General features: G+C 65.0%; 27 protein-coding genes and 1 tRNA gene. 9 read left to right on the top strand and 19 right to left on the bottom strand.

Annotation, left to right across the window (positions count from 1 at the left end; translation table 11 throughout):
* Nucleotides 1–35: 35 nt before the first annotated feature.
* From ACZ0BA_RS22550 to ACZ0BA_RS22530, 5 genes are all read right to left on the bottom strand, one after another.
* Nucleotides 36–1,139, bottom strand: coding sequence for a HupE/UreJ family protein (locus ACZ0BA_RS22550; protein ID WP_463453398.1), 1,104 nt, complete (start codon nucleotides 1,137–1,139; stop codon nucleotides 36–38).
* Nucleotides 1,136–2,308 carry a tetratricopeptide repeat protein gene (locus tag ACZ0BA_RS22545; protein WP_463453397.1) on the bottom strand — a complete coding sequence of 391 codons (1,173 nt, stop codon included), beginning with the start codon at nucleotides 2,306–2,308 and terminating at the stop codon, nucleotides 1,136–1,138. Before ACZ0BA_RS22545 ends, ACZ0BA_RS22550 begins: the two co-directional genes overlap by 4 nt.
* Nucleotides 2,309–2,367: 59 nt before the next feature.
* Nucleotides 2,368–2,640 (bottom strand): hypothetical protein, encoded by a 273-nt coding sequence (locus ACZ0BA_RS22540; RefSeq protein WP_463453396.1) that lies wholly within the window; start codon nucleotides 2,638–2,640, stop codon nucleotides 2,368–2,370.
* Between the two features lie 10 nt (nucleotides 2,641–2,650).
* A complete protein-coding gene (locus ACZ0BA_RS22535; protein ID WP_463453395.1) occupies nucleotides 2,651–4,144 on the bottom strand; it encodes a DUF4331 domain-containing protein in 1,494 nt (497 codons plus the stop codon).
* A gap of 114 nt (nucleotides 4,145–4,258) precedes the next feature.
* Nucleotides 4,259–6,298, bottom strand: coding sequence for a TonB-dependent receptor (locus ACZ0BA_RS22530; RefSeq protein WP_463453394.1), 2,040 nt, complete (start codon nucleotides 6,296–6,298; stop codon nucleotides 4,259–4,261).
* Nucleotides 6,299–6,473: 175 nt separating this feature from the next.
* Here ACZ0BA_RS22530 and ACZ0BA_RS22525 point away from each other — a divergent pair, with 175 nt between their 5' ends.
* From ACZ0BA_RS22525 to ACZ0BA_RS22505, 5 genes are all read left to right on the top strand, one after another.
* Nucleotides 6,474–7,061: a sigma-70 family RNA polymerase sigma factor gene (locus ACZ0BA_RS22525; protein WP_463453393.1), complete on the top strand. Its 588-nt coding sequence runs from the start codon at nucleotides 6,474–6,476 to the stop codon at nucleotides 7,059–7,061.
* Nucleotides 7,058–7,762 (top strand): anti-sigma factor, encoded by a 705-nt coding sequence (locus tag ACZ0BA_RS22520; RefSeq protein ID WP_463453392.1) that lies wholly within the window; start codon nucleotides 7,058–7,060, stop codon nucleotides 7,760–7,762. Before ACZ0BA_RS22525 ends, ACZ0BA_RS22520 begins: the two co-directional genes overlap by 4 nt.
* 156 nt (nucleotides 7,763–7,918) lie before the next feature.
* Nucleotides 7,919–8,341 (top strand): PaaI family thioesterase, encoded by a 423-nt coding sequence (locus ACZ0BA_RS22515; protein ID WP_463453391.1) that lies wholly within the window; start codon nucleotides 7,919–7,921, stop codon nucleotides 8,339–8,341.
* A 44-nt stretch (nucleotides 8,342–8,385) separates the two neighbouring features.
* Nucleotides 8,386–8,865: a group I truncated hemoglobin gene (locus tag ACZ0BA_RS22510; protein ID WP_463453390.1), complete on the top strand. Its 480-nt coding sequence runs from the start codon at nucleotides 8,386–8,388 to the stop codon at nucleotides 8,863–8,865.
* Nucleotides 8,866–8,980: 115 nt separating this feature from the next.
* Entirely contained in the window at nucleotides 8,981–9,799 is an 819-nt protein-coding gene (locus ACZ0BA_RS22505; RefSeq protein ID WP_463454810.1) for a DUF3034 family protein, read from the top strand.
* On the opposite strand, the gene cynS is transcribed toward ACZ0BA_RS22505, so the two are convergent.
* From cynS to ACZ0BA_RS22475, 6 genes are all read right to left on the bottom strand, one after another.
* Nucleotides 9,800–10,243, bottom strand: coding sequence for a cyanase (gene cynS / locus ACZ0BA_RS22500; RefSeq protein ID WP_463453389.1), 444 nt, complete (start codon nucleotides 10,241–10,243; stop codon nucleotides 9,800–9,802).
* Nucleotides 10,244–10,313: 70 nt separating this feature from the next.
* Complete coding sequence (locus ACZ0BA_RS22495; RefSeq protein WP_463453388.1) at nucleotides 10,314–10,859, bottom strand: peroxiredoxin family protein; 546 nt, start codon at nucleotides 10,857–10,859, stop codon at nucleotides 10,314–10,316.
* Between the two features lie 93 nt (nucleotides 10,860–10,952).
* Nucleotides 10,953–11,648: a BON domain-containing protein gene (locus tag ACZ0BA_RS22490; RefSeq protein WP_463453387.1), complete on the bottom strand. Its 696-nt coding sequence runs from the start codon at nucleotides 11,646–11,648 to the stop codon at nucleotides 10,953–10,955.
* Nucleotides 11,641–12,237, bottom strand: coding sequence for a phosphoheptose isomerase (locus tag ACZ0BA_RS22485; protein ID WP_463453386.1), 597 nt, complete (start codon nucleotides 12,235–12,237; stop codon nucleotides 11,641–11,643). Before ACZ0BA_RS22485 ends, ACZ0BA_RS22490 begins: the two co-directional genes overlap by 8 nt.
* A 57-nt stretch (nucleotides 12,238–12,294) precedes the next feature.
* A complete protein-coding gene (locus ACZ0BA_RS22480; RefSeq protein WP_463453385.1) occupies nucleotides 12,295–12,681 on the bottom strand; it encodes a YraN family protein in 387 nt (128 codons plus the stop codon).
* Between the two features lie 7 nt (nucleotides 12,682–12,688).
* A complete protein-coding gene (locus tag ACZ0BA_RS22475; RefSeq protein WP_463453384.1) occupies nucleotides 12,689–13,993 on the bottom strand; it encodes a penicillin-binding protein activator in 1,305 nt (434 codons plus the stop codon).
* A 112-nt stretch (nucleotides 13,994–14,105) separates the two neighbouring features.
* Here ACZ0BA_RS22475 and rsmI point away from each other — a divergent pair, with 112 nt between their 5' ends.
* Nucleotides 14,106–15,014, top strand: coding sequence for a 16S rRNA (cytidine(1402)-2'-O)-methyltransferase (gene rsmI, locus ACZ0BA_RS22470; RefSeq protein WP_463453383.1), 909 nt, complete (start codon nucleotides 14,106–14,108; stop codon nucleotides 15,012–15,014).
* On the opposite strand, the gene ACZ0BA_RS22465 is transcribed toward rsmI, so the two are convergent.
* Nucleotides 15,015–15,689, bottom strand: a complete 675-nt coding sequence (locus tag ACZ0BA_RS22465; protein ID WP_463453382.1) for a hypothetical protein — start codon at nucleotides 15,687–15,689, stop codon at nucleotides 15,015–15,017.
* 124 nt (nucleotides 15,690–15,813) lie between these two features.
* On the opposite strand from ACZ0BA_RS22465, the gene ACZ0BA_RS22460 reads away from it, so the two are divergent.
* The 3 genes from ACZ0BA_RS22460 to ACZ0BA_RS22450 all read left to right on the top strand — a co-directional run bounded on the left by ACZ0BA_RS22460 (nucleotide 15,814) and on the right by ACZ0BA_RS22450 (nucleotide 18,087).
* A tRNA-Pro gene (locus tag ACZ0BA_RS22460) sits at nucleotides 15,814–15,890 on the top strand.
* A 161-nt stretch (nucleotides 15,891–16,051) separates the two neighbouring features.
* Nucleotides 16,052–17,356, top strand: coding sequence for a sensor histidine kinase (locus tag ACZ0BA_RS22455; protein ID WP_463453381.1), 1,305 nt, complete (start codon nucleotides 16,052–16,054; stop codon nucleotides 17,354–17,356).
* Nucleotides 17,353–18,087, top strand: coding sequence for a LytR/AlgR family response regulator transcription factor (locus ACZ0BA_RS22450; protein ID WP_463453380.1), 735 nt, complete (start codon nucleotides 17,353–17,355; stop codon nucleotides 18,085–18,087). Before ACZ0BA_RS22455 ends, ACZ0BA_RS22450 begins: the two co-directional genes overlap by 4 nt.
* A gap of 4 nt (nucleotides 18,088–18,091) precedes the next feature.
* Here the strand turns inward: ACZ0BA_RS22450 and ACZ0BA_RS22445 are convergent, their stop codons facing one another.
* The 7 genes from ACZ0BA_RS22445 to bioA are packed head-to-tail and all read right to left on the bottom strand — an operon-like array spanning nucleotide 18,092 to nucleotide 26,510.
* Nucleotides 18,092–19,003 (bottom strand): hydroxymethylglutaryl-CoA lyase, encoded by a 912-nt coding sequence (locus ACZ0BA_RS22445; RefSeq protein ID WP_463453379.1) that lies wholly within the window; start codon nucleotides 19,001–19,003, stop codon nucleotides 18,092–18,094.
* A 2-nt stretch (nucleotides 19,004–19,005) separates the two neighbouring features.
* A complete protein-coding gene (locus ACZ0BA_RS22440; protein ID WP_463453378.1) occupies nucleotides 19,006–19,938 on the bottom strand; it encodes a 2-hydroxyacid dehydrogenase in 933 nt (310 codons plus the stop codon).
* Nucleotides 19,939–19,959: 21 nt separating this feature from the next.
* Complete coding sequence (locus ACZ0BA_RS22435; RefSeq protein ID WP_463453377.1) at nucleotides 19,960–21,999, bottom strand: acetyl/propionyl/methylcrotonyl-CoA carboxylase subunit alpha; 2,040 nt, start codon at nucleotides 21,997–21,999, stop codon at nucleotides 19,960–19,962.
* A 52-nt stretch (nucleotides 22,000–22,051) separates the two neighbouring features.
* Nucleotides 22,052–23,101 (bottom strand): biotin synthase BioB, encoded by a 1,050-nt coding sequence (gene bioB / locus ACZ0BA_RS22430; RefSeq protein ID WP_463453376.1) that lies wholly within the window; start codon nucleotides 23,099–23,101, stop codon nucleotides 22,052–22,054.
* A 28-nt stretch (nucleotides 23,102–23,129) separates the two neighbouring features.
* Nucleotides 23,130–23,948, bottom strand: a complete 819-nt coding sequence (gene bioD / locus ACZ0BA_RS22425) for a dethiobiotin synthase (RefSeq protein WP_463453375.1) — start codon at nucleotides 23,946–23,948, stop codon at nucleotides 23,130–23,132.
* Nucleotides 23,935–25,173, bottom strand: a complete 1,239-nt coding sequence (gene bioF, locus ACZ0BA_RS22420) for an 8-amino-7-oxononanoate synthase (protein ID WP_463453374.1) — start codon at nucleotides 25,171–25,173, stop codon at nucleotides 23,935–23,937. The genes bioD and bioF overlap by 14 nt, the downstream gene beginning before the upstream one ends.
* A 2-nt stretch (nucleotides 25,174–25,175) precedes the next feature.
* Nucleotides 25,176–26,510, bottom strand: a complete 1,335-nt coding sequence (gene bioA / locus ACZ0BA_RS22415; protein WP_463453373.1) for an adenosylmethionine--8-amino-7-oxononanoate transaminase — start codon at nucleotides 26,508–26,510, stop codon at nucleotides 25,176–25,178.

Genomic DNA, 26,510 nt, shown 5'->3' with positions numbered 1-26,510 from the left:
CGGATGCGACGTGGGTCAATATCGCGCGTGATCCCTCACACCTGAATGTCAAACGCGCGCTCGACGAACCAGACCAATGCCACCAAGGCGATCACGGCCGAACCACCGGTGAGCACGCGCCGGTAGAAGACGGTATTTCGCAAGGTAAACGCCAGCGGGAGGAATAGTGCAACGATGCACAATTGTCCAATTTCCACGCCGAGATTGAATCCGAACAGGCTGGCCAGCAGCGCGGTTTTCGGCAGGCCCAGATCGATCAGCACGCTGGCGAAGCCGAAGCCGTGGATCAGGCCGAACAGGAAGGCCGCGACCGGCCGCCGTCCCCGGAACAGCGGGTAGATGTTGTTGACCGCCGCCAATATCACCGAGGCGGCGATGGCCGATTCGACAAAGCGCGAGGGCAGCGAGATCAGCGACAGGCTGGCCAGGGTCAATGTCAGCGAGTGCGCCAGCGTGAACGCGGTCACCACCTTGAGCACGTCGATGAAGGCGCCGCGCAGATTGTCCGACGGCGCGGCCAGCAGCACGGCAGGCAGCAGCAGCGACAGCAGGAACAGGATGTGGTCGTAGCCGATCCAGATGTGCCACACACCTTCCTTGATATACGTGGCGAATTGGTGCCAGCGGTTCGGCGCCGTCAGCGACAGGTTTTGGCGCGCGTGCTGCGGATCGAAGATCGCGGTGGAGGTTTCGCCGTCATGCGTCAGCCGCAGCAGCCCTTTGTGCTGCGGATCGAGATCGGCGAAGAGGCGGTAGTCGATGGTCAGTTGCGTGACCGGCTTCTGGCAGGTGACGCCAAAGCGCATGACGCTGTAGGCGCCGTCGGTGTGGTCGTCGATCAGTTGATCGGCGATGTTGATCGCGCAGGCGCCGGTATCGGTCGATAGCTTCAGGCGTTCCAGCGCGTAGGCGGAGATGGCGGCGTGGCGCGCGCGGATCTCGTCCCAGGTCAGTTTGCCGTCGCCGTCCTGATCGAGGCCGATGGCGAAGTCCAGGTCGCGCAGCGCGATGTCCCATTGGCCGGTGATGGTATCGCCTTGGGTCGTGAGTGAAAGATAGCTGTCGCTCGGTTTGTGCGCGTGCGCCGGCAGCATGGCGCCGAGCAGCAGCGCGAGGAATAATAAGAGGCGTGGCATCATGTTCCCGTGCTCAGTTGGCGCATCAGGCGTTGCGCGGCGACGTCTTCGATTTTGTGCTGCGTTATCCAGTCGACGACCGGCTTGGCCGCTGCGGCGTCGCGCGCCTGCACCGCCGCCTCCAGGTAGATGCGCATATCGGCCGGTTCTTTCTGCACGGCCCAGTTCTTGCGCGCCAGCGCCAACGCCGTATTCGCGTCGCGGCGCAGCAGCAATTCAAAGCGCGCTTGCTCGCGCTGGTGCACCGTGTCGCCGCGCAGCGCCGCCGCGTCGAACCTCGCTGCCAGCTCCTTGACATCGGTGGCCAGCGCGCGGGCATCGCCGCCCTGCTGCTGCAGTGCCAGCGCGCGCCGCAACAGCAGCGCGTCGATGCGCGATTGGTCGCGCAACAAGGTCAGCACCTCGCCGGGCCGCTTTTGCTCCAGCAGGAAGTCGGCGTAGGCGCCCAGCAGATAGCTGTCGTTCGGCGCCATGGCCAGCGCACGTTTGTAACGCGCTTCCGCCACGGCCGCATCGCCGCGCCGCTGCGCCATCTCGGCCAACAAGGTCAGCGCCCATTCCCGCAGTTCCACCGGCGCGTTGGCGCTGCGCTCCAGGGTCAGGTCCAGCAGCTGTTCGCTTTTGACGGAGCGCCCCGTGACCGTGCCGACGTTGGCGATGCAGGTGACGGTGATCAGTTCTATCGACAGGTTCGACAAGTGCGCGCAGCTGGCGGTGGCGCCGTCGTAGTCGCCCTGCACCGTTTGCACGGTCGCTTGCGTCAGCCATGCCTGCGCGTTGTCCGGCTGCGCGGCCAGCACGCCTTTGAGATCCGCCAGCGCGGGGCCGAATTGATGGGTACTTTGCAGCAGCGTGGCGCGCAGCAGGCGCACCTGCGGCGGTGGCGCGGCCTGGGTCCACCACGGCGCCAACGCGGCTTGCGCATAGCCCAGGTAGCGGGGATCGGTCTCGCTGCGGCCCAGCGCGATGTAGCGCTGCGCGACACCAATGGCCAGCGCGATGTCGGTCGGCTTCGCGTTTAACTCCGCGCGCAGACTGCGCAACTGCTGCTGCACCGGATCGCCGCGTCGCGGCAGTGTTTCGATGACTTGCTTGCCGCTGGACGGGATGTAGGGCGCGGCGTGCGCCACGGTGGCCGACAATGCCAGGGCGACGGCTATTATTGTTCTCATGAGGACCTCTAGACGGCGGAAAGGGCGGACCATGCGGCGTCCGCCCTTTTACTGCTTGCTTACTTCACGGTCGCCGGTTCCGTGTCATCCGGCGTGGTGACGGCGACAGCATCGGTCGCTGTCGGCTCGGTGGTGGTTTCGCTGCCATCGCCGATGAGGGACATCACGGCGGCGAAGAAGCTGTCCAACATGCTCACCGGCGGCGTCACCACGGGCGGGGTGACCACCGGTGGCGTTGTCACTGGTGGCGTGGAGGCGATGTGGTCGCTGCCGCCGCCGCAGGCGCTCAGTGCGAGCACGCATACCAGGCCCAGATATTTAAGGGATCTCATGTCGTCTCCCTTACATCTGCGGCGAACCGGCGATCGGGGTTTTCAGGTACGGGAACGAGGCGTTGAAGAAGCTGTCGTCCAGATAGGCGCCGTCGGTGAAGTGCAGGCCACCGGCTGCTGCGTCGGCCGGTGCGCAGCCCAGGTTCAGGGTGCACAGTTTGCCCATCACCACGCGCAGCGCGATGTCGACCACGTCGTCGCCCGGACGGCGGCCGTTCGGGAAGCCGGCGTTGTCGCCGTCGATCACGCCAAGACGCTTCTGCGCGCCGGCGGCGACGGCTGGCGTCGACGTGTTCAGGCGCAGCATTTCAGAGGCGGTGACGGTGGTCGGCTGGTTCAGACCCTTCACGCCGGTCAGGAAGGCCGCCACCAGATCGTTGCGCGGGAAGTTGGTCGGCGCCTTGGCGCCTGCGCTGCCGTACAGGATCTCGATCAAAGCCGGCAAGGTCGGATTGGTGACGTAGGTGGCGAACTGGCCGTCGCCGCTTGGCTTGCTGGCGTTGAAGGTGTCCTTGTCTTTGAGGCCGATGACGACTTCATTGACCAGCGGTGCGCCCAGGCGCGATACCTGGGTCCAGGCGCCGCCCTCTTTCGATGGCGAGCTTGAATTCGGCGTCGGGTTCAACAGGCGTCCCTGGCGCAGGCTGGCGGTGGTCCAGCCACCAATCACTGGATCGCCGCCGGTCGACGCGGTCAGGCACGATGCGGCCACTTCCAGTTCGATAGCGGTGACGTTCTTGGTCGCCAGATCATCCTTGGCGCCCTTCTCGGCGCCGGCGGAGAACTCGGTGGCCGGTGCTTTGATGTTAACCAGATCGAAGGTCTCGCCCAGGTTGACCACGAACGGATCTTTGCGCTGACCGACGAAGAGGCGTGCCGGCGTGCTGCAGCCGGGGATATTGACGCTGTAGACGTGGGCGGCGGCATAGGCTGCGTAGTTGGGGATCGACTTGTTGCCGATGTTATCGAGCGGCTTGTCGAAGACGGCGCCGCCGGCGACGTTGGTCACGGCCGCCTTGGTGCCGGTGCGGCGGTCGCCGCGCACGACGTTGACGGTGTAGGTCTCGCGCACGTTGGCGCCCGGTGCGTTGACGCCGGCGATGGCGCCGCCGTTGATCACCAGCGGAATCGAGACATCCTTGCCGCCGACGGACAGTTTGGTGTCCTTGTTGGTGTTAGTGAAGCGGAACTGGAACGTCAGGTCTTCCTTGGCGTCGCCGTTGTTATCGATGTGGATCTCGTACAGCGCGTTCGGGTCCATGGCGAAGTAGTTCGGGCCGCCGTAGGCGTCCTGCAGCGGCACGTAGTCGGCGATCAGGGTCACGAAGTTGGATCGGCCGCTCTCGTAGCTGCGGAACATATAGAAGTCGGTGGCGTCGACTTTGGGACTTTGCGTGACGAACGGTGCTTCGCGGTGGCTGGACGCCATGGCCGCCGGCGCGATGGCGCCGGCCAGCGTGCCTAGAACGGCCACGCACAACGCCTGCTTAAAGATTGTTTGCATTCGATTTCTCCCCAACTGGTTGATTTGATTGGACTGCACGGTCGTATACGCGGGACCGATGACGCCAGATTCAGATTCGATAAGATTTTTTTAAATATATTAATAAGCGATGCGTCAGAAGTTGTGCGATAGCGTCACGCGCCAGGTGCGCGGCTCGACCGGATGCGAGTGGACGTCGTCGACGCCCTCCGCCGGCTCGCCCGGCAGGCGCGAGGCGTAGTAGTAATCGATGTCGCTGGCGCGGCGGTTGAACAGGTTGAAACCGTCCAGCGTGAGTTTGGTGCGCTTGTCGAGCTGATAGCCGATGCGGCCATAGGCCAGCGCCGTCGACGCCGAGCGTACGCTGTTGTCTTCGATCAGCGGGCGCGGGCCGAAGTAGCGCAGCTCCATGCCGCCGAACCAGCGCCCCAGGTCCTTGACCGTGACGCCGAACGAGGCCACTTTGTTGAGCGAACCGGGCACGCGGTTGCCGGCCGGGTCGTCGCGGCGGTAGCGGGCGCGCGAGGCCGACAGGTCGAGGTCGAACAACAGCCACGGCGCGGCGATGTAGTGGTTGCTCCACTCGATGCCGCTGCGGCGGCTGGGGCGGCTGGCCTCGGTATCGCCGCTGTCACCCACGAAGACCAGTTCGGAGTCGATGTCGAGGGTCCACAGCGACAGCGAGCTTTGCAAACCGCTTACCAGTTCACTGCGCACGCCCAGTTCGGCGCCGCGCGTGCCCACCAGCGGCGTAGCGGCGGCCGCGCCGGGGGCCAGCACGCCACGGGCGTCGTTGCTGTGGAAGCCAGCGCCGTAATTGATGAAATATTCAGTGCTGGCCCAAGGCCCGAAGATCAGCGACAGTTTGGGCGAGGCCTTGTTCGCGCTGGCGCTGGCGCCGTTGACGTCGAAGCGGTAGGCGTCGTAGCGCAGGCCGGCGACGGTGCGGAACTCCGGCAGCCAGTAGCTGGTGTTTTCCACATACAGTCCGGCGCTGGCTTCCTTGATCCGGTCTTCGCGCACGGTATCCAGGCGCTCGCGTTCGCGCGTGGCGTACAGGCCGATCGGCGAGACATGGTCGTAGCGGGTTTGCACGCCGACCTTGTTGCGCATATCGATGCCGGCGATCTTGTCGAGCCAGGTCTCGCTGATGTTGAAGCCGCCCATTGTGCGGCGCTCGCTTTGCTGGAACTGGTCGCCGTTGACCGGATCGGCCAGCAGGTAAGTGAAGTTGCTGTAAAGGTCCAGGCTGGAGCGCACCAGATAGGCCGAGGCCTCGGTGATGCGGCCGTCGGCGCGGCGGTGCATGTCCCACGACAGGCTGGCGCGGGCGGTATCGCCGCCATCGCTGGGGTCCAGTGTGCCGAAGCGGCCGATCAGGCCGTCGCGCACGGCGCGCTGCGGCACCTGGTCGGTGGCGTTCCAGCGGTTGCGGTAGGCCATGGCGGTGACGCTGTAGCCGTTTTGCGCGTCGCCCTGGCTGTAACGCAGCATGGCGTTGTATTTTCGCACTTGCTCCGGCGTCTGCCATGGACCGTCATTGCGGCCCAAATCTATGCCGTACAGCAAGGTTCCGCCGACGGCGTCCATCGAGTCGGCCAGCAACGCGCGGCGGTAGCCATAGCGCCCCAACGTCACACTGGCGATGCCTTCCGGCAGCCGGTCCGCCAGCCGGATGTGGGCCGCACCGGCTGATGAAAAGTCGCCTTCGTCGGCGAAGTAACTGCCTTTTTTATAGTCAATGCGCTGCACCAGCTCGGGGATCAGGAAGTTGAGGTCGGAGTAGCCCTGGCCATGCGCGTTGCTGCGCATGTTGACGGGCATCGCATCGACATAGGTGGCGAAGTCGGTGCCGTGGTCGAGATTGAAGCCGCGCAGGAAGTACTGGTTGGCCTTGCCGTCGCCGCTGTGCTGGGTGACGATCATGCCGGGCACGAATTCGAGCAGCTCGCCGGTGCGCAGCGCGGCGCGGCTGGCGATCAGGTTGGCCGTCACCGTGCCCTGGCTGGCGGCGTCGGAGGTGCCGACCGCGTTGTCGTAGTGCGCCAGCACCGTCACCCGGCTCATGGCCACCGCGCCGGCCATGTCGGCGTCCTCGGCGGCCAGCGCCTGGCCGCCCGGACCCTGCGCGGCGGCCAGCGCCAGCACGGCCGCCATATTGCGTTTGACCCCCATCGCGTCTCCCATCCGTGTTGTGAATTGTTCTACGTTCGGAGCTTGTACGGCGAGGGGCGCGGTTCGGATTCAATTGTTGACCCGATAATTTATTTTCGCGCGCGCGCGAGAGTATGGTATTTTTCACACGCCCAATTTGTTTCCCGTCAATGCAACATCACTTTCAAGGCGCGCAGTGTCCGACGTTCATTCACTCGATCCCCAGCAGCTGCGCACGTGGCTGCAAGGCGCCGCAAACCGCGATGACGCCGCCTTCCGTTCCCTCTACGACGCCACATCATCGAAACTGTTTGGCTTCGCGCTGCGTATATTGAACAAGCGCGAACTTGCCGAAGAGGTGTTGCAAGAGAGTTTCGTGGCGATCTGGAACAACGCTGGCAATTATCAGAGCCATTTGGCCGCACCGATGACGTGGATGACCACCATCGTGCGCAACAAGGCTTTCGATCTTTTGCGCCGCAGCGATGTGACCACCGAAATCGATGGGGAACAGTTTGACAGCGAGGTTATCAATGCATTACGCGATCCGGGCGCCACGCCGATCGAGGCACTTCAGATGAGCAGCGACGCCAAGGCACTGGCCTACTGCATGTCCGCGCTGGAAGGGCTGCACCGCCAGGTGGTCGGCCTGGCGTTTTTCCACGACCTGTCGCATAGCGAGGTGGCGGCGCAGATGGCGCTGCCGATCGGCACCGTCAAGACCTGGATACGCCGCAGCCTCGAACGGCTCAAGACCTGTCTGGCGAAGCGGGAGCAATCATGAACATCCGCGACAACGGACCGCTGCGCGAGAAGCTGGCGGCGGAGTACGTGCTCGGCACCCTCAAGGGTGGCGCGCGCCGTCGCTTCGAAGGCTATATGCATAACGACGCGGCCCTGCGCCGCACCACGCAGGAGTGGGCCGACCGTCTGACGCCGCTGGCCGAGTTCTCGACCCCGCAGACGCCGCGCCGGCAGGTGTGGACCAACATCGAGCGGCGCCTGAACCTGAAGCGCGCGCATTCGGCATGGCAGTTCTGGCGCAACGAGTCGGTGACCTTCTGGCGTTCGCTGGGCGTGGTATCGACCGCGTTGGCGGCCTTGCTGGTGGTGGTCATCACCACGCGCACGCTGGATGCGCCGTCGCTCGATTACGTCGCCACGCTGACCGACGAGAAGTCGCAGACCGCGCTGGTGCTGACCGGCGACACCGCCCGCAAGGCGCTGACGGTGCGCATGGTGGGCAATGCGCCGGTGCCTGCGGATAAATCGCTGGAATTGTGGGCCGTGCCGAAGCAGGGTAATCCGCGCTCGCTGGGCCTTCTGGCCGATCGCGGCGAGGTCAAGCTGGCGCTGACCAGCAAGGCCATCGGCGACGACGTCGCGCTGCTGGCGGTGACGCTGGAGCCGAAGGGCGGCTCGCCGAAACCGGACGGTCCGACCGGCCCGATCCTGTACAAAGGCGCTTGGGTACGCGTGATGTAAGTTGGGTGATCGCGGGTGCTGGACTCAGCCTTCGCTCGCGATCCTTGCTAAGTCATGGGTGATAGCTTCACTTGTCTTCCAAAAGCCCCCATAGCAATTGAAGTATCGAAAGTTGTTATCATTGCCAGCTAAAATTTAAAACTGAAAGGCTGGCAAATGGACGCTCAAAAATTCACGCCCGAGTACTTCAACCAGTTCGGTCAGGAGACGCTGCCGTCCCATCTCGGCATCGTCATCACGGCGGTGCGTGAAGGGGAGTTGGTGGCGCAGTTCGAGGTCGCGGCCAAGCATCTGGCGCCGAACGGTTTCCTGCATGCCGGCAGCGTCGTCACGCTGGCCGATACCGCCTGCGGCTACGCGTGCTACGCTCACCTGCCGGAAGGCGCGCAGAACTTCACCACCATCGAACTGAAGTCGAACCATCTCGGCACCGCGCGCGAAGGCGTGGTGGTCGCCACCGCGAAGGCGGTTCACCTGGGCCGCACCACGCAGGTGTGGGACGCGGTGGTGACCAGCCGGGCCACTGGCAAAACAATAGCGTTGTTCCGCTGCACACAGATGGTTTTGTTCCCCAAATAGCTGATAGATTGTGCGTAGACAATGTTCTCGCACAAGGATATCAAATGGGTACATGGACCAAGGTGACCGGCATCGGTTTCGGCCTGCTGCTGGCCTCCTCGCTAACCTTCGCGCAAACGCCGTACACCGACGACAAGGTGTATCAGGGCCTGGGCGGCAAGGAAGGCATCAAAAAGATCGTCGACACCTTCATCCCGCTGCTGCTGGCCGATGCGCGCATCAAGGAGAGCTTCGCCGATTTCGATATGGAGCAGCTCAATGTGCGTTTGCAGGAGCAGTTCTGCGAGTTCGCCGGCGGCCCTTGCAAGTACACCGGCAAATACCGCGACAAGACGATGGACGGTGTCGGCACCGAGCGTGACATGGCGACCGTGCACCAGGATTTGAAAGTCACCAACGCGATGTTCAACGCGCTGACCGAGGATTTGCAGATCGCCATGGAGCGCAACAACGTGCCAAACAGCGTGGCGAATAAGCTGATCGCCAAGCTGGCGCCGATGCAGCGCGCCATCGTGACCAAATGATACGGCCGGGAGCCTCGCAGTGAACAATCATCCTCTGAAAAATATCCTCGCGGCGGCAGTGCCGTCGTTGGTGGCGTTGGCCGCTTTTACGTGCGGCGGCGCAGCCGCGCAGGCGATGCCGGACATGGGCAAGTTTCTCGCCACCGGTGGCGTCAGCCAGGTCGAAGGCGCCGGTGGCGGCGGCATCGTGCCGTGGGCGCTGATCTCCGGTTACGGCACGCGCGATAGCTGGGGCGCGAACACCCACTACACGTATCTGAAAACGCAGGACTACAAGTTGACCAGCTACGGCGTGGCGGTGGGGATCGCGGACCGGGTCGAGATTTCGCTGGCCAACCAGGAATTCAAGGGCAGCCTGGCGCCGCTCGACCAGCTAACCATCCGGCAGGATATCGTCGGCTTGAAAGTGAAAGTCGCCGGGGACGCCGTCTACGAGCAGGATAACTGGCTGCCGCAGATCGCCGTTGGCGCGATGTACAAGAAGAACAAGGGCGTCGGTGGACTCGGCGCGCTGGGCGTGACCAACGTGACGCAGCTGGGCGCCAGGGACGATCACGGCTACGACTATTATGTCGCCGCCACAAAGATCCTGTTCGAGCAAAGCCTGCTGCTGAACGCCACCTTGAGGTCCACCAACGCCAATCAAATGGGTTTGCTGGGATTCGGCGGCGACCTGCGCGACAGCCGGCGCTTCATGCCGGAGTTCTCGGCCGCGTACTTGGTCACGCGCAAGCTGGCGGTGGGCGCCGAGTACCGGCGCAAGCCGCACAACCTGGGCGTCGATGACGAGAAGGCGTATTACGACGCCTTTGTGGCGTGGTTCCCGACCAAGAACTTCTCGGTGACGGCGGCCTACGCGGAGCTGGGCGACATCACCATTTTCAATCCGAAGAAGCAGCACGGCGTGTACGTGTCCGTGCAGGCCGGGTTCTGATCAATAGGATTTGTAGGGCAGGAATTTGCCGCTCAGGACCACCTGCACGCGGTCGCCCTTCGGATCTTCCTCGCGCTGGATGTCCATCGAAAAGTCGATCGCGCTCATGATGCCGTCGCCGAACTCCTCGTGGATCAATTCCTTGATGGTGGTGCCGTACACGCTGACGATCTCGTACCAGCGGTAGATCAGCGGATCGGTCGGCACCGCAGACGGCAGCGAACCTTTGTAGGGGACGATCTGCAGCCACGCCGCCTCCTCGTCGGTGAGGTCGAACAGCCGCTGAGCCGTGTCGGCCTGCTGGCGGTTGAACGTCATCTGGCCGAGCAGCGCGGCGGTCGTCCACTCCTTGCTCTGGCCGATCTCTTTGGCGATGTCGCCCCACAGCATGTTGCGGGCGACTTTGACGGACAGGATTTTTTGCGTGACTTGCTGGCGGTCCATGACGGCTCCTTGGGTTGGGATGGCCATGGAGCATGCAAGCGCTGTGCCAGCGCCTGCGACGTGACGCCGGTCAGCTCTTCAGCGAGGTGGCCAGCAGCTTGTGCAACTCGTCGAAGTCCGGCTTGCCCAGATAGCGCTTGAGGATTTTGCCATCCTTGCCGACGACGAAAGTGGTCGGCGTCATGGCGACGTCGCCGTAGGCCTTGGCGGCCGAGCTGTCCGTGTCCAGCGCCACCTTGAAGGGCAGCTGGCGCGTTTCAGCATAATTGATGACGTAGTTGGCCGGGTCGTAGCTCATCGCCACCGCGACGAATTCCATGCCCTGCGGTTTGAACTTGTTGTAGGTCTCGACCATTTCGGGCATTTCGGCCACGCACGTGGTGCACGACGTCGCCCAGAAATTGACCATGTAGACTTTGCCGCGCAAGGCGTCGGCCGGGATCTTCTCACCTTTGATGGTGACGAAGGTGACGTCCGGCGCGACCGGGCGCTTGTTCAGCGAGACGTAACCGCCAAAGCCGATGGCGGCGATCACCAGCGCCGCCAGCACCGGCTTGATCCAGCCGCGCGAGGACGCATGAGGGGGAGTGGCAGTGGAAGTGAGCGTATCTTGCATGATGGTGTCGGGCGCCGAAGAGGGTGGGATCATTATAGACCGGTATCTTCGACGACGCCCGCGAGCGCTTATGGGTTATCCAAAGCGGCGGTTTTACTGCACCGAGTGGGTGGTGGCGCCACCGCTGTCGGTGTTGGCCGGTGCCGCAGCCGGCGCCGGCGTGGCCTGGTACTGCTTGTACTCGTCCTCGGAGATGTACTCGAACACCTTGACCACTTTGTTCACGCCGCTGACGCCGCGGGCGATGTCGGCGCCGATCTGGCCTTCGCGCTGGGTCACGCGGCCCTGCAGGTAGACCGTGCCGCGCTCGGTGACGACCTGGTAGGAGTTGGCCGAGATATCCTTGGCGTCGACCAGGCTGGCCTTGACCTTGGTGGTGATCAGCGCGTCGTTGGAGCGCGAGGTGTAGCTGGCCGGGCCGGCGATTTCCAGCTCGTTGGTGACCGAGATTACGCCTTCGACGCTGCGCACTTCGCGCTCGGCCGCTGCTTTCATGGCCTCGTCACGCACTTCGCCGGTCAGCAGCACGCGGCGGTTGAAGCTGTTGACGTTGGTGTGGCCGGCGTCGCCGACGACGTTGCGCAGTTTGTTGCCGGCCTTGATCTGGATCGTGGTGTCCTCGGTCTGGGCGCCGAAGGTGCGGCGGTCCGACGCGGCCAGGGTGCCGCTGATGGCGCCGCCGGCGACCAGCGCGATGCAGCCGGTCAGCGAGGTCATCATCGTTGCGCACAGCAGGCTCATGGCCAGCGGGCGCTGGATCTTGTTCCAGATAGCACCTGGGTTAGTCATTCACATCTCCTCCGAATAGCGCGACGTCGATGCCGTCGCAGATACAGTGTATGGACACCAGATGGACTTCCTGGATACGGGCGGTGCGGTCGGCCGGCACGCAGATGTGGACGTCGGCGTCGGTCAGCATCTTGCCGATGGCGCCGCCGCCCTTGCCGGTCATTGCCACCACGCGCATTTCGCGTTCCAGCGCCGCTTCGATGGCCGCCATCACGTTGGCCGAGTTGCCCGACGTCGAGAACGCCAGCAGGATGTCGCCGGCCTGGCCGAACGCCTGCACCTGCTTGGAGAAGATCTCGCGGTAACTGTAGTCGTTGGCCACGGCCGTCAGGATCGAGGTGTCGGTGGTCAGCGCCATCGCCGGCAGCGGGAAGCGTTCGCGTTCGAAGCGTCCCACCAGCTCGGCCGCGAAGTGCTGGGCGTCGGCGGCCGAACCGCCATTGCCGCACACCAGAATCTTGTTGCCGTTGGACAGCGCCGCGAACATCAGTTCGATCGCCTGCGCCAGATGCGGGGCGAGGACGGTGGCGGATTGGATTTTGATTTCGGCACTTTCGTGGAAGTGCGCCAGGATGCGTTGATTATTCATAGTGTGCTGATTATAGTGCAGTCACTGAACGAGCCGGACAAGCTCTGTTAAAAATGCTTACAACTCCAAAATATTTTGCATCCATGACAACATTTCGTTGTCGATGGCGACCAGATCGAAGCGGCAGTGAGGCGGATCGCGGTAGCGCAGCAGGTAATATTGCGCGGCATTGAGCAGGCGGCGGCATTTGGCCGGGGTGACGCTGGCGGCCGCCCCGCCGAAGCCGGCCGCCGCGCGGCGCCGCACCTCGACAAATACCAGGCAGTCCCGCTGGTGCATGATCAGGTCGATTTCGCCGACCTTGCACAGGAAGTTGCGCTCGACCAGGGTCAGGCCCTGGCCGAGCAGGTGGCTCAGCGCGCGGTCCTCGCCCAGCCGGCCCAGCCGTTGCTGCTCGGTGGGTTGACCGCCGGCGGGCGCGGCGCGTTGCCGTGGCGGCCCCATGTCGATCTCATCGGGCGACGGCCTGCGGCACGCCGTTCTTGTAGATGGCCGGCTGCTCGACGCGCTCGAAGCTGGACGCGCCCTGGCCGAAATCGATAGTCAGGCGGCCGGTGACGCCGTCGATGCTGAAGCGGCCGACCGGATGGCGGCTGATTTCGCGCGCCACGCGGTAGGCGTCGATGCCCAGCGCGTACAGGCGTTCCATGTCGGCCGTGCCCGCCTGCACCGGATGCGGATAGACCATCACGGCCGGGTGGTCGCGTTGCACCTGCCACGGCAGGTCGAGCAGGCGCACGCCGTCGAGCTCGGGACCGGCGAAAGCCATCGTCGCGCCCGGATTGAGCGCCGACGTGCCGTACACCGGCAGCGCGCTGAACGAGCTGACCGCCACCGGCGGCTGGGCCGGCATGGCGTCGGCGGTGCTGATGGTCGGATTGGTCGGTTCGGTCGTCACCGGCGCGCTCAGCGCGCTGCGCAACTGGCGGGTCTGGTCGGCGCCCATGGCCGAGAACAGCAGGCCGGGCGGATCTTGCGCCAGCCGCGCGCGCAGTTGCACCAGGTCCGGGTCGCTAAGGTAGCCGTTGGGGGCGTTAAGCTCGACCATGCGCACCGGCTGGCCGATGCGCTGCCACTGGCCGGCGAAGGCGGCGGCGATGCGGCGCTGCCACGAGGAACTGGTCGTGAGGATCAGCGCGCTGGCGCCGGGATGGTCGGCGGCGGCCCACTGGGCGGCCTGGCGCGCTTCTTCCTCGATCGACAGGCCCATGGCCAGCATCTTCGGCGGCAGCGGCGCGGCGCCGGCGCTGCCGAACCCTTCCGGATAATTCAGCGCGATGGTCGGTTTGCTTACCAGCGGGCTGGAAGCGATCGCCGCCACGGCAGAGCGCGCCAGCGGGCCGACAATGATGTCCTCGCGCTCGGCCGCGCTGGCGTAGGTCGACAGGATGTCCTGCGGCACGTCGGTGGTTTCGATGACGGTGACGGTGATGTTGTCGCGGTCGCGCTCCCAGGCGGCCATGAAGCCGGCGCGCAACGATTCGGCGGCCGCGCCCAGGGTTTCGGAGCGCAGCGGCAGCAGCAGCGCCATATTGATCGGGGCGTTCGACGGCAAGGCGCGCTCGTCGGCCATGCGGCTTTCCGGCTGATCGCCGGCGGCGCGGTTGCCGGCGTCCTCGGATGACGCGGGGGCGGCGCCGCCCGGCAGGTCGATGGCAAAGGTTTCGGCCGCCGGCGGGGTCGGCTCCGGTGGCGGCTTCGGCAGCGGTTTGGGCTGAACGGGCGGCGGCGGGCTTGCGCTTATAATGGGCGCCATCGGTGGTATCGGCGTGCTGCCGCACGCACTCAAGGCAACCGCCGTGACCGCCGCAATCGTCGTAATAGCCGCAGACCGCAGCGACAACCTCATACTTTTCATTCGACCCCCAATGACCGACCAAGATTCCCGCGCCATTTCCACCCTACCCGTGCTGGGTGAAACGGCGCACCAGGCCTATCCTAGCGCAACCTTGTATATCGTGGCGACCCCCATCGGTAATGTGACCGATATTACACTGCGGGCATTGCACGTTTTGAGTCTGGTCGACGCGGTCGCTTGCGAGGATACCCGCAACACGGCGCAGCTGATGACCCGTTTCGGGCTGCACAAGCCGCTGATAGCCGCGCACCAGCACAACGAGCGCGAAGTGGCCGAGACGCTGATCGGACGGTTGCAGGGCGGCGAGCGCATCGCGCTGGTGTCCGACGCCGGCACGCCGGGGGTGTCCGATCCGGGCGCGCGCATCGTCGACGCGGTGCGGGCGGCAGGGTTGCGCGTGTTGCCGCTGCCGGGGGCGTCGGCGGCGGTGACGGCGTTGTCGGCCAGCGGGCTGGTCAACGACCAGTTCTACTTTGTCGGTTTCCTGCCGGCCAAGGCCAAGCAGCGCGAGAATTTCCTCGGCACATTGCGTGCCGTGACCGCGACAATGGTGTTTTACGAGGCGCCGCACCGGATTCTGGATTGCGCCGTGGCGCTGGCGGCGGCGTTCGAGCCGGAGCGCGAAGTGGTGTTCGCGCGCGAGCTGACCAAGATGTTCGAGGAAATCCACCGTTGTCCGCTGTCGGAGGCGGAGGCGTGGATCAAGGCCGACCCGCATCGCGAAAAAGGCGAATTTGTCGTGTTGCTGGCCGGCGCGCCGGCCGCCGAGGACGAACAGGATGTGGAAGCGGAACGGATTTTGAAGATATTGCTGACCGAATGCTCGGTCAAGCAGGCCGCCAACCTGGCCGCCCAGATCACCGGCCGCAAGAAAAACGCTTTGTACGATCGCGCCCTGCAGTTAAAAGAAGAAGACTGATCAGAATTTGCAGCCGTGATCCTTTTTCTCCAACAACCAGAATAGCGGCGTCAACAGGTTGCCCGGCTGTGTCAGGCAGTCTTTCCGCTTGGCCCCTTCCATTTTGGTCGCCAGCTCGGTCGCCGTCCGCTCCGGATAAAGCGGGTGATCATCGAGCTGCGCCACCGGCAAGCCCGCGCGCGCCGGGTCTTTCTCGTTGGCCACTTTACGCGCCGTCTTCAATGCCGCGTTCATATCGAATGATTTGGCCTGCTGTTGCTTCTGTTGCTCCGGATAAAGCGGATCGGGCTGATTGCTGGCCTGCGCGGGCGTCGGCAGGGTGATCGCCTGCGACGGCTTGTCCTCCGACGTGTTCGCGGGTGCCGCCGCTGGCGCTGGTTTGCTGGCGCCGGCCACCTCCACCTCTACCTTTCTATCGCGTTCGCGCGGTTGAACCTGTTTGACTGGCGGCGGCTCAGGCTTGATGGCCACCGGCGTCGGCGCCGGCAGCCTGGGTGGCGGCACCAGCCACACTGTCATCGCTTCCCTCGGCGGTAACTCGGCTGGCGCTTGGGTCGGCGTCAGCCTGTAGCCGAAAATCAGCAGCGCATGCAACACCACCGATACGGCGATGCCCCAGCCCATCTTTGGCCGCCGCAGTTGTGCCGGCTCGCCGAGGGTGAAGGCTGCGCTCATGGTTTTTTAGTCAAGTTATGCATATCCTTGGAATCTTACATTGAAAAAAATCCACCGTGGTACATAATGATTTCTATAGGGGCACTTGACGGATACTGGGGCAGCTTGTATTATCTTGCTTCTTCGGAGTGTAGCGCAGCCCGGTAGCGCACCTGGTTTGGGACCAGGGGGTCCAAGGTTCGAATCCTTGTACTCCGACCAGAATTTAAAACCCCCGTTTGATGGCAACGTCAAACGGGGGTTTTTCCTTTTGTTTTTCGTTTTTACCGTATTCATCCCGCAAATTCTGCTCCCGGTCGCATGTGCCCCGGGCACGCGGGCCGGCTCGCTAGAATGCCTTCAGTTCAAACGGAGGTGCCGCCATGATGTCGTTCAAATTGCCGTTCAACGCCAGGATCGCGCTGGTCGAGCACGACGCGTCGCTTGTGCGCCGCTATTTTTTGCAAACGCTGCTGCGGCACGCGCTGGCGGCAGTGCTGGTAGGCGGCCTGTGCCTGGCGCTTCCCGTCGCGTATGTCTGGTGGTCCCAGGGCCATGTGGCCGACAGCGTCAACTGGTTCTACCTATTACCCCTGATCGATTTCATCCTCATGTTCCCGGTGCTCATCGCCATGGCGTGCAGTTACGTCGGCAAGCTGCGCGAGGCCGGCACGGCGCTGACGCCGGAGATGATCTCCTCGCAGCCACGCATCACAGTCAGCTCCCCGCTCGACACGCTCAGCACCTTCGACCTGTGCGCCGACACTTTGTCCGGCCTGACACTCGGTCTGGCGCTGGGCTATCCGGGACCGGCGTCGTTTTCGCACCAGCAGTTCAAGGGCAGGATCCGGATTTCACCGCCCCGTTCCCTATGGCTGTGGCGGCGCATGGAAGTGCTGGTGGTCGGCGAACCCGGGCAGGCGACGCAGATCCGGGTGCGGCGGCGCTTCGGCCTCGAGTTCTTCCAGGTGCAAAGGGGCGAGCCATGGGGCGCGGTGCAGATCGTGGCCTATCATTTGCAAGTCGAGGTCAAGCGCCGGCATCACACGCTTCAATTGGCGCGGCGCGGGCACGAGCTGGAACGCGCCGCGTTGAACGCGAAACTGTCGGCGCTGCAGGCGCAGGTGGAACCGCATTTTCTGTTCAATACCCTGGCCAACCTGAAATACCTGATCCGCACCGACGGCCAAACGGCGCAGCTGATGCTCGATCATCTGGTCGGCTACCTGCAAAACGCGCTGCCGGACATGCGCTCGGTGTCCTCCACCGTCGGGCGCGAGCTGGCGCTGGCAGGCGATTACCTGTCCATCATGCAGATAAGGATGGGCGAGCGGCTGCGCTTCCGCATCGATGCCGATGACGCCGTGCGCGCGCTGCCGTTTCCACCGGCGATGCTGATTTCGCTGGTGGAGAATGCGATCAAGCATGGACTGGAAAGCGCGACCCGCCCTGGCGATCTGCTGATTTGGGCGGCCGTCGATGGCGGCGCCTTGCGGCTGACGGTGCGCGACAACGGCGCGGGCCTCAGCGACCAGCCGGGCCAGGGACTGGGCCTGGCCAATATCCACGAGCGTTTGCAGCTGCTGTATGGGGAGCGGGCGTCGCTGACGGTGGAGGCGCTCCATGATGGCGGCGTCGAGGCCATGCTGTCGTTGCCCCTGCCAGTATCGGCGCGGGAGGCCGCATGACCAGTGCGTTGATCGTCGAGGACGAGCCGCTGCTGCGCGCCGAACTGGTGGACCAGTTGGCGGCGCTGTGGCCCGAGCTGGAAATCGCGGGCCAGGCGGAAAACGGCATCGAGGCGGTGGCGATGCTCGAGTCGCTGCGGCCGGATATCGTTTTCCTCGATATCCAGATTCCGGGCCTGAACGGGCTGGAAGTGGCGCGCCACGTGCCGGAATCGACGCAGATCGTTTTTGTGACGGCATATGCCGAACACGCGCTCAATGCTTTCGACGCCGGCGCCGCCGATTATCTGGTCAAGCCACTGTCAGCCGCGCGCTTGCTGCAAACGGTGAAGCGGTTGAAAAGCCGGGAAAGCCGCGCGGTGGCGCCGGAGGTATGGGAGCGCTTGTTTGGCAAGCCTGCCGCGCCGGTCTATCTGAAATGGATCAAAGCGTCGACCGGCAGTTCGGTGCGGCTGGTGATGGTGAAGGATGTGCAGTTCTTCACGTCGGACGGCAAGTACACGCGGGTGGTGACTGCCACCGGCGATGCGTTGATACGCGTGCCGCTGAAAAGCCTGATCGAGCAGCTCGACCCGGGCCAGTTCGCGCAGGTGCATCGCGGGGCGATCGTCAACCTGGAGGCGATCGAGCGCATCGACCGCGACGGCGCGGCGATGGAGATTCATTTGAAGGGACGGCCGGAGAAACTGGCGGTCAGCGAAGCCTGCACGCGCCAGTTCCGGCAAATGTAACGTTCTAGTTCGCGCGCTTGGCGGCGATGGCGTTGCCGGCTCGGCTGGCGCCTTTGCGGCCGAGGAAGTGCGAGATGAACTGGCCCGCGTCGACCACGATATCGAGGTCGATGCCGGTCTCGATCCCCAACCCCTGCATCAGATACAGCACGTCCTCGGTGGCGACGTTGCCGGTCGCGCCCTTGGCGTACGGGCAGCCGCCGAGCCCCGACACCGACGAGTGATAAATCGAAATGCCCACCTCCAGGCTGGCATAGATGTTGGCCAGCGCCTGTCCGTAGGTATCGTGGAAGTGCCCCGCCAGACCGTCGACGCGGAACTCGCGGATGGCGCTCTCCATCACTGCTTGCGTCTTGCGCGGCGTGGCCACGCCGATGGTGTCGGCGATGTCGATCTCGTCGCAGCCCAGGTCGCGCATGCGGCCTACCACGTCGGCCACCGCGTCGAGCGGCACGTCGCCCTGGTACGGGCAGCCGAACGAGCAGCTGATGCTGCCGCGCAGGCGCAGGCCGTTTTCCTTGACGGCCCTGGCCACGTCGGCGAAACGGGCGATCGATTCGGCGATCGAGCAGTTGATGTTCTTTTGCGAGAACGCCTCAGACGCCGAGCCGAAAATCACCACTTCATCGGCGCGCGCGGCCAGCGCCGCGGTCAGCCCCTGCATGTTGGGCGTGAGCGCGGAGTAGATCACGCCGTCCTTGCGCGCGATGCCCGCCATGACCTCGGCGCTCGTAGCCATCTGCGGCACCCATTTCGGCGAGACGAAGGACGCCGCCTCGATGTTCTGGAAGCCGGCGCTGGTGAGCCGGTCCACCAGCTCGATCTTGACGTTGGCTGGCACGCTGGCTTTTTCGTTTTGCAGGCCGTCGCGCGGCCCCACTTCGACGATCTTGACCTGCCGGGGCAAACTGTTCATCTTCAATATCCTTGGTTGCGGTCGACGATGTCGGCGACGGGTTCGCCCTTTTCGAGCTTGCGGATTTTCTCGGCGATCTGCTGCACGCTTTCGCGGCGCAGCGTCAGCGCCGAGATGTGCGGCGTGATCGTGATGCGCGGCTCCTGCCAGAACGGGTGCTGCGCAGGCAGCGGCTCGTTGCGGAACACGTCCAGGCTGGCGGCGGCGATGTGGCCGGACTTGATCAGCGACAGCAGGTCCGGTTCGGCCAGGTGGGCGCCGCGCGCGACGTTGATGATGAAGGCGCCCGCCGGCAGCTTGCCCATGTTGGTGCGGTCGACCAGATTAGTCGTCTCGGGCGTCAGCGGCAGCATGCAGACCAGCACACGGGTGCCGCGCAGGAAGGTGTCCAGACCCTCGCTGCCGTGATAGCACTGCACGCCCGGCATGATCCTTTCGCTGCGGCTCCAGCCGCGCAGCGGGAAGCCGAACGGCGCCAGCGCCTCGAGCACGCGCGTGCCCAGCACACCCATGCCCAGCACGCCGATGGAGAAATCGATCTTGGTATGCTGCGGCAACGGCGCCCAATGGCCGGCGCGCGCCTGCGCTTCGTATTCGTCGAAGCGGCGGAAGTAGCGCAGCACCGAGTACGTGACGTATTCGGCCATCTGCACCGCCATGCCGGCGTCGCCGAGGCGGATGATGGGCACTTCGCGCGGGATCGCATCGCCAAAGCGCAGCAGCGCGTCGACGCCGGCGCCGGTGTTGAAGATCGCCTTGACCTGCGCCAGTTCCGGCAGCATGGCCTCGGGCGGCGACCACACCACCGCGTAGTCGCAGGGCTGGCTGGTTTCGCCGGCGTGCCAGATCTCGAATTCCGCCTCGGGCAGGAATTTGGTGAAGTCCTTGATCCACGGCTCGGTCTTGCCGTCCGCGCGGTGCAAAAGAATGCGCATGATGATTTCCCCGATTTCTCTTTACGTCGTCTTGAACGCCAGCAGCGGTGCACCGTCGGCCACCTGGTCGCCGACGCCGTAGAGGATGTCATCGACCACGCCATCGTGCGGCGCGGCGATGGTGTGTTCCATTTTCATGGCTTCCATGATGACGAGGGCCTCGCCTTTTTTCACTTCCTGGCCTTTGGCGGCCAGCACCGCGACCACTTTGCCCGGCATCGGCGCGGTCAGGCGGCCGCCTTCGGCCTCGGCCTCGCCGGCATGGGCCATCGGGTCGTTGTAGGTCAACTGGTAATGCGCGCCGCCGGTGAAGACGTGCAGCACGTCGCCGTCGCGCCGCACCGCGCCTTGCACGGCCTGGTCGCCCAGCTTGATGCGGTAGCCATCCGCATCCTCGGACGTGAGGCTGAGGACTTCTGGCTGTGCGCCCGCGCCCACGCTGAACAGCCAGCCGTCGGCGCGGTAGCTGACGTGGGCGGTGTAAGGTTCGTCGCTGGCGAATTCGTCGCCGAACGACAGCGCGCGGACATACTGCTGGTTCATGCGCCAGCCCAGCGCCTGACCCCACGGATCGGCTGGATTGGCGCGCGATTGCGCGGCGGCGCTGTGTTTTTCGGCGGCGATCAGCGACACCACGGCCAGCGCCAGCGCGGCTTTGGGCGCGGCCTGCGGCGCCGGGAAGAGCGCGTCCTGATTACGTTCGATCAGGCCGGTGTCCAGATCGGCGGTGGAGAAGGCCTGGCCTTCCACCAGGCGCTTGAGGAAGGCGATATTGGTCGCCAGGCCCACCACCTGGTATTCGGACAGCGCCTGCGCCATGCGGGCCAGCGCCTGCTTGCGGTCCGCGCCCCAGACGATCAACTTGGCGATCATCGGATCGTAGAACGGCGAGATGGCGTCGCCGCCACGCACGCCGGAGTCGATGCGCACGCCGGCGGGCGTGTTTACCGCGCCGCCAAGCTCGAACGAGACGGCGTCCGGCGTGGCCAGATGGCGCAAGGTGCCGATCGACGGCAGGAAGCCCTTCTCCGGGTTTTCGGCGTAGATGCGCGCCTCGATGGCATGGCCGTTGATGGCCAGTTCGTGCTGCTGTTTCGGCAGCGCTTCGCCGGCGGCGACGCGCAGCTGCCACTCCACCAGATCGGTCCCGGTGATCATCTCGGTGACCGGGTGTTCGACCTGCAGGCGGGTGTTCATCTCCATGAAGTAGAACGAGCCGTCCTGGTTGGCGATGAATTCCACCGTGCCCGCGCCCACATAGCCGACCGCCTTGGCGGCGGCCACCGCCGCTTCGCCCATGGCGGCGCGGCGTTCGGCCGTCATGTTCGGCGCCGGGGCTTCCTCCAGCACTTTCTGGTGGCGTCGCTGCACCGAGCAATCGCGCTCGAACAGGTAGATGCAATTGCCCAGCGTATCGGCAAACACCTGGATTTCGATGTGGCGCGGACGCTGGAGGTATTTTTCCGCCAGCACCTTGTCGTCGCCGAAGGAGCTGATCGCTTCGCGCTTGCACGACGCCAGCGCGTCCTTGAACTGCGCCGAGTTCTCGATCACGCGCATGCCCTTGCCGCCGCCGCCGGCCGAGGCCTTGAGCAGCACCGGGTAGCCGATCTTGTCGGCCTGCGTGTGCAGGAAGTCGGCATCCTGCTGTTCACCGTGATAGCCCGGCACCAGCGGTACGTTGGCCTTTTCCATCAGCGACTTGGCGGCGGACTTGGAGCCCATCGCGCGCATCGCCGATGCCGGCGGGCCGATGAAGACCAGGCCCGCCTCGGCGCAGGCGTCGGCAAAGCCGGCGTTCTCGGACAGGAAGCCGTAGCCGGGGTGGATGGCCTGCGCGCCCGTGGCCTTGGCGACGGCGATGATCTTGTCGCCGCACAGGTAGCTCTCCTTGGCGGCGGCGGGGCCGATCAGCACCGCCTCGTCGCAGACGGCTACGTGCTTGGCGTTGGCGTCGGCCTCGGAATAGACGGCGACGGTTTTGATGCCCATGCGGCGGGCGGTGGCGGCGACCCGGCAGGCGATCTCGCCACGGTTTGCGATCAGGATTTTGGTGAACATTTTCGTCTCTCTCTATTCTTTGTTTTTTAACCCCCGGCCAACCCTGTACTGCTTAGCAGCCGCACTTTTCCTTCGGCGCCGATTCCAGCACGGCGCCACGGGTTTTGAGGCCCAGTTTCGCCAGCAGGTTGCGGTCGTCCTCCGCTTCCGGATTCTCGGTCGTCAGCAGCTTGTCGCCGTAGAAGATCGAGTTGGCGCCGGCCATGAAGCACATCGCTTGCACCGCTTCGCCCATCTGGCGGCGGCCGGCCGACAGGCGCACGCGCGCCTTCGGCATCGTGATGCGGGCGACGGCGATGGTGCGCACGAACTCGAACGGGTCCAGCGGGTCCATGCCGTACAGCGGCGTGCCTTCGACCTGCACCAGGTGGTTGACCGGCACCGATTCCGGATACGGGTTCAGATTGGCCAGCTGCGCGATCAGGCCGGCGCGCTGCAGGCGCGTCTCGCCCATGCCGACGATGCCGCCGCAGCAGACCTTCAGGCCCGCTTCACGGATGCGGACCAGCGTGTCCAGGCGGTCCTGGTATTCGCGGGTGGAGATGACGTTGTCGTAGAACTCGGGCGCGGTGTCGAGGTTGTGGTTGTAGTAATCGAGGCCGGCGTCCTTCAGGCGCTGCGCCTGGCTTTCCTCCAGCATGCCCAGCGTGGCGCAGGTTTCCAGGCCGAGCGCCTTCACTTCGCGCACCATCTCCTCGACCTTGTCCATGTCGCGTTCCTTCGGGCTGCGCCAGGCGGCGCCCATGCAGAAGCGGGTGGCGCCGTTGTCCTTGGCCTGGCGGGCCGCGTCGAGCACCGTGTCGATGTCGAGGATCTTCTTGGCCTCGACGCCGGTGTCGTAGCGCGCCGCCTGCGGGCAGTAGCCGCAATCCTCCTCGCAACCGCCGGTCTTGATCGACAGCAGCGTGGCCAGTTCGACGTCGCCGTCCGGGAAGTTCAGGCGGTGCGTTTGCTGCGCCTTGAACATCAGGTCATTGAACGGCAGGTCGAACAGGGCCATCACGTCTTCCAGCGGCCAGGTCGCCGCCGGCGGCAGGGTGATCGCGGCGGTCGGACGGTGCAGGGCGACGGTTTTAGGTTCTTGGAGGGTGGTCAGGGACATCGTGTTTCCTTGTCTGTTCAAAGTTCGTTCAAAGTTTGTTCTGAGTTGGCCAGTTGGGCAGCTCGGTAAAATCGAGATGGGCGGCCGCGGCCTCCGCGCTCGGCTGCGCCAGGCGCGGGATGCGTCCCAGCAGCGGCGCGTCGATGCGCTGCGCCAGCGCGGCGACGTTTTCGTCGGCAAAGGCCATGTCGGCCTGGGTTTCGTTGGCGACCCAGCCGATCACGGTCAGGCCGCGCGCTTCGATCGCCTCGACCGTCAGCAGCGCATGGCTGATGCAGCCGAGCCGCAGACCCACCACCAGCACCACCGGCAGCGCAAGCTGCTCTGCCAGGTCGGCGGTGTCGAATTCGTCGTTGAGCGGCACGCGGAAACCGCCCACGCCCTCGACCACCACGGCGTCGGAGGCGGCATTGATTTCGACGTAGGCCGCCAGGATCGGCACCGGCGAGATGACGATGCCTTCCAGCGCGGCGGCGATGTGCGGCGCGGCCGGCTCCTTGAGCAGGAACGGCGTGGTGATGGTCGGCAGCAGGTGGACATTGCCGGCGGCGGCCAGCTGGTCGCAGTCGTCGTTGTGCCATTCGCCGTCGCGCAGCTCGGCGCCGGCGGCGACCGGCTTCATGCCGCAGGCGCGCACGCCGGCCTTGACCAGTGCGTGCAGCAGCGCCGACGAGACCAGCGTCTTGCCGATTTCGGTGTCGGTGCCGGTGACGAAGCAGCAAAAGCGCGGCGGCAAGCCGTTGGCCAGCGCGGCCGGCTGCACCTGTTGCTCCAGCTCCAGTTCTTCGTCCACCACTGGCGCATCGGACGGTATATCGACTGCTATGACGGGATCATCTAGACTCATCTGACGTCCTTTCCGGGCCTGCACCCACTGCCAAACTCATATCCAACGTATTCAGCGCGGCGATCAGCTGCGCCACCTCCATGCTGCTATGGGCCGCCGACAGCGTCACGCGCAGGCGCGATGTGCCTGGTGCGACGGTGGGCGGACGGATAGTGCCGACCCACAGCCCCTGCTCGTACAGGGCCGCGCCGGCGCGCATGGTTTCGGCATTATCGCCGATCAGGATCGGTTGGATCGCCGTCAGCGACGGCAAACGCCGCCAGCGACGCAGTTTGAGCCCAACCTCCCCATCGTCCAATTGTGCCACCAATGCGGCGAGGTGCGCGCGCCGCTTTATCCCCTCCTGGCCTTCGATCAGCGCAATGCTGGTCAGCAGGGCGTGCGCCAGCGCCGGCGGGGTGGCGGTGGTGAAGATATACGGCCGGGCTTTCTGGATCAGCGTTTCGATCACCGTTTCGTGGGCCGCCACGAAGGCGCCGCCAACGCCGGCCGCCTTGCCCAGGGTGCCCATATAGACCAGATAGGGCGAGCGCAGGTTGAAATGCTCCAGCGCGCCGCGCCCGTGGGCGCCCAGGGTGCCGAAGCCGTGGGCGTCGTCGATCACCAGCCAGGCGCCGTGTTGTTCGCACAACGTCAGCAGCGCCGGCAGCGGCGCCAGGTCGCCGTCCATGCTGAACACGCTGTCCGTCACTACCAGCTTGGTAGCGGCGTTGCTGGCCGCGAGCATGGTAGCCAGTTTTTCCAGATCCGCATGCGGATAGACGGTGACCTTGGCGCGCGACAGGCGGGCGCCGTCGATCAGCGAGGCGTGGTTGAGCGATTCGGAGAAGATCTCGGCCTCGCGGTCGCCGGCGGTCAGGCCGGTGATGATGGCGAGGTTGGCCATGTAGCCGGTGCAGAAGGTCAGCGCGCGGGCCGATTCCAGATGCGCGCCGACGAATTCGGCCAGGCGGTCCTCCAGCATGGCGTGGGCGCGGACGTGGCCACTGATCATGTGCGAGGCGCCGCTGCCGACGCCGTAGATCGCCGCGCCTTCCTGCAGCGCGAGCTTGAGCTTGGGGTGGTTGGCCAGGCCCAGATAGTCGTTGCTGCAGAAGGCCAGCAGCTCGCGGCCGTCGACCGAGACGCGGGCGCCGCACGGCGTATCGACGGTGCGGCGCTTGCGGATCAGGCTTTGTTCGTCGAGCGCGCGCAGCTGCCGCGTGAGTTGGTTGAGCAGATCCATCGTCAGCCCGCCATGGTTTTGTCGAACACGGCCAGCGTGTTGGCGGCCAGGCCGTCGATTTCGTCGTCGCTCAGGATATACGGAGGCATCATGTAGACGGTGGCGCCGATGGGGCGCATCAGCAGCTCATGCTCGACCGCCGTGGCGAAGAAGCGGCGCGAAAAGTCCGGCGTGGCGCCGATGGCGTCGAAGGCCCAGATCATGCCGCGCTGGCGGAAGTTGCGCACCTGCTTGTGCTGCGCCAGCGGTTGCAGCGCCGCCGTCAGGCGCGCGGCCTTGACCTTGTTGGCGTTGAGGACATCGTCCTCCTCGAAGATTTGCAGGGTCGCCAGCGCCGCGCGGCAGGCCAGCGGGTTGCCGGTGTACGAGTGCGAGTGCAGGAAGCCACGCGTGACGTCGCTGCTGTAGAAGGCCTGGTAGATGTCGTCGCGCGTCATCACCAGCGACAGCGGCAGGTAGCCGCCGCTGATGCCCTTGGACAGGCACAGGAAGTCCGGCCAGACGGCGGCCTGCTCGCACGCGAAGAAAGTGCCGGTGCGGCCGCAGCCGACGGCGATTTCGTCGAGGATCAGATGCACCTGGTGACGGTCGCACAGCTCGCGCACCAGCTTGAGGTACAGCGGGTCGTGCATCGCCATGCCGGTGGCGCATTGCACCAGCGGCTCGATGATGATGGCGGCGATCTTGTCGGCTTTTTCGACAAACAGGCGTTCGACGTCGGCGGCCGCGCGGCGCGCCATGTCTTCGGCCGTTTCACCTTCGGCGGCGTTGGCATTGCGGGCGTCCGGCGACATCACCGTTTGCGAGGCGCGCAGCAGCGGGCCGTAGGCGTCCTTGAACAGCGCGACGTCGGTGACGGCCAGCGCGCCGATGGTCTCGCCATGGTAGCTGCCCTTGAGGCAGACGAATTCCTGCTTGCCGGCCTTGCCGTTGTTGCGCCACGAGTGGAAGCTCATTTTAAGCGCGATTTCCACCGCCGAGGCGCCGTCGCTGGCGTAGAAGCTGTGGCCCAGCGCATGGCCGGTCAGCGCCGACAGTTTTTCCGACAGCTCGATCACCGGTTCGTGCGTGAAGCCGGCCAGCATGGCGTGTTCCAGGGTGTCCAGCTGGTCCTTGAGCGCGGCGTTGATGCGCGGGTTGGCGTGGCCGAACAGATTGACCCACCAGGAGCTGATTGCGTCGAGGTATCGGCGGCCTTCGTGGTCGTACAGCCACGCGCCCTTGCCCCGGCTGACCGGGATTAAAGGTACTGTCTCGTGGTGCTGCATTTGCGTGCATGGGTGCCATACGCTGCGCAGGCTGCGTGCCACCCATTCGCTTTGTGTTTTGTCTTGCAA

Source organism: Duganella sp. AC917 (genome assembly GCF_979258245.1).
The sequence above is the reverse complement of the archived record's forward strand: the minus strand, read 5'-3'. Positions and strand labels throughout refer to the sequence as shown.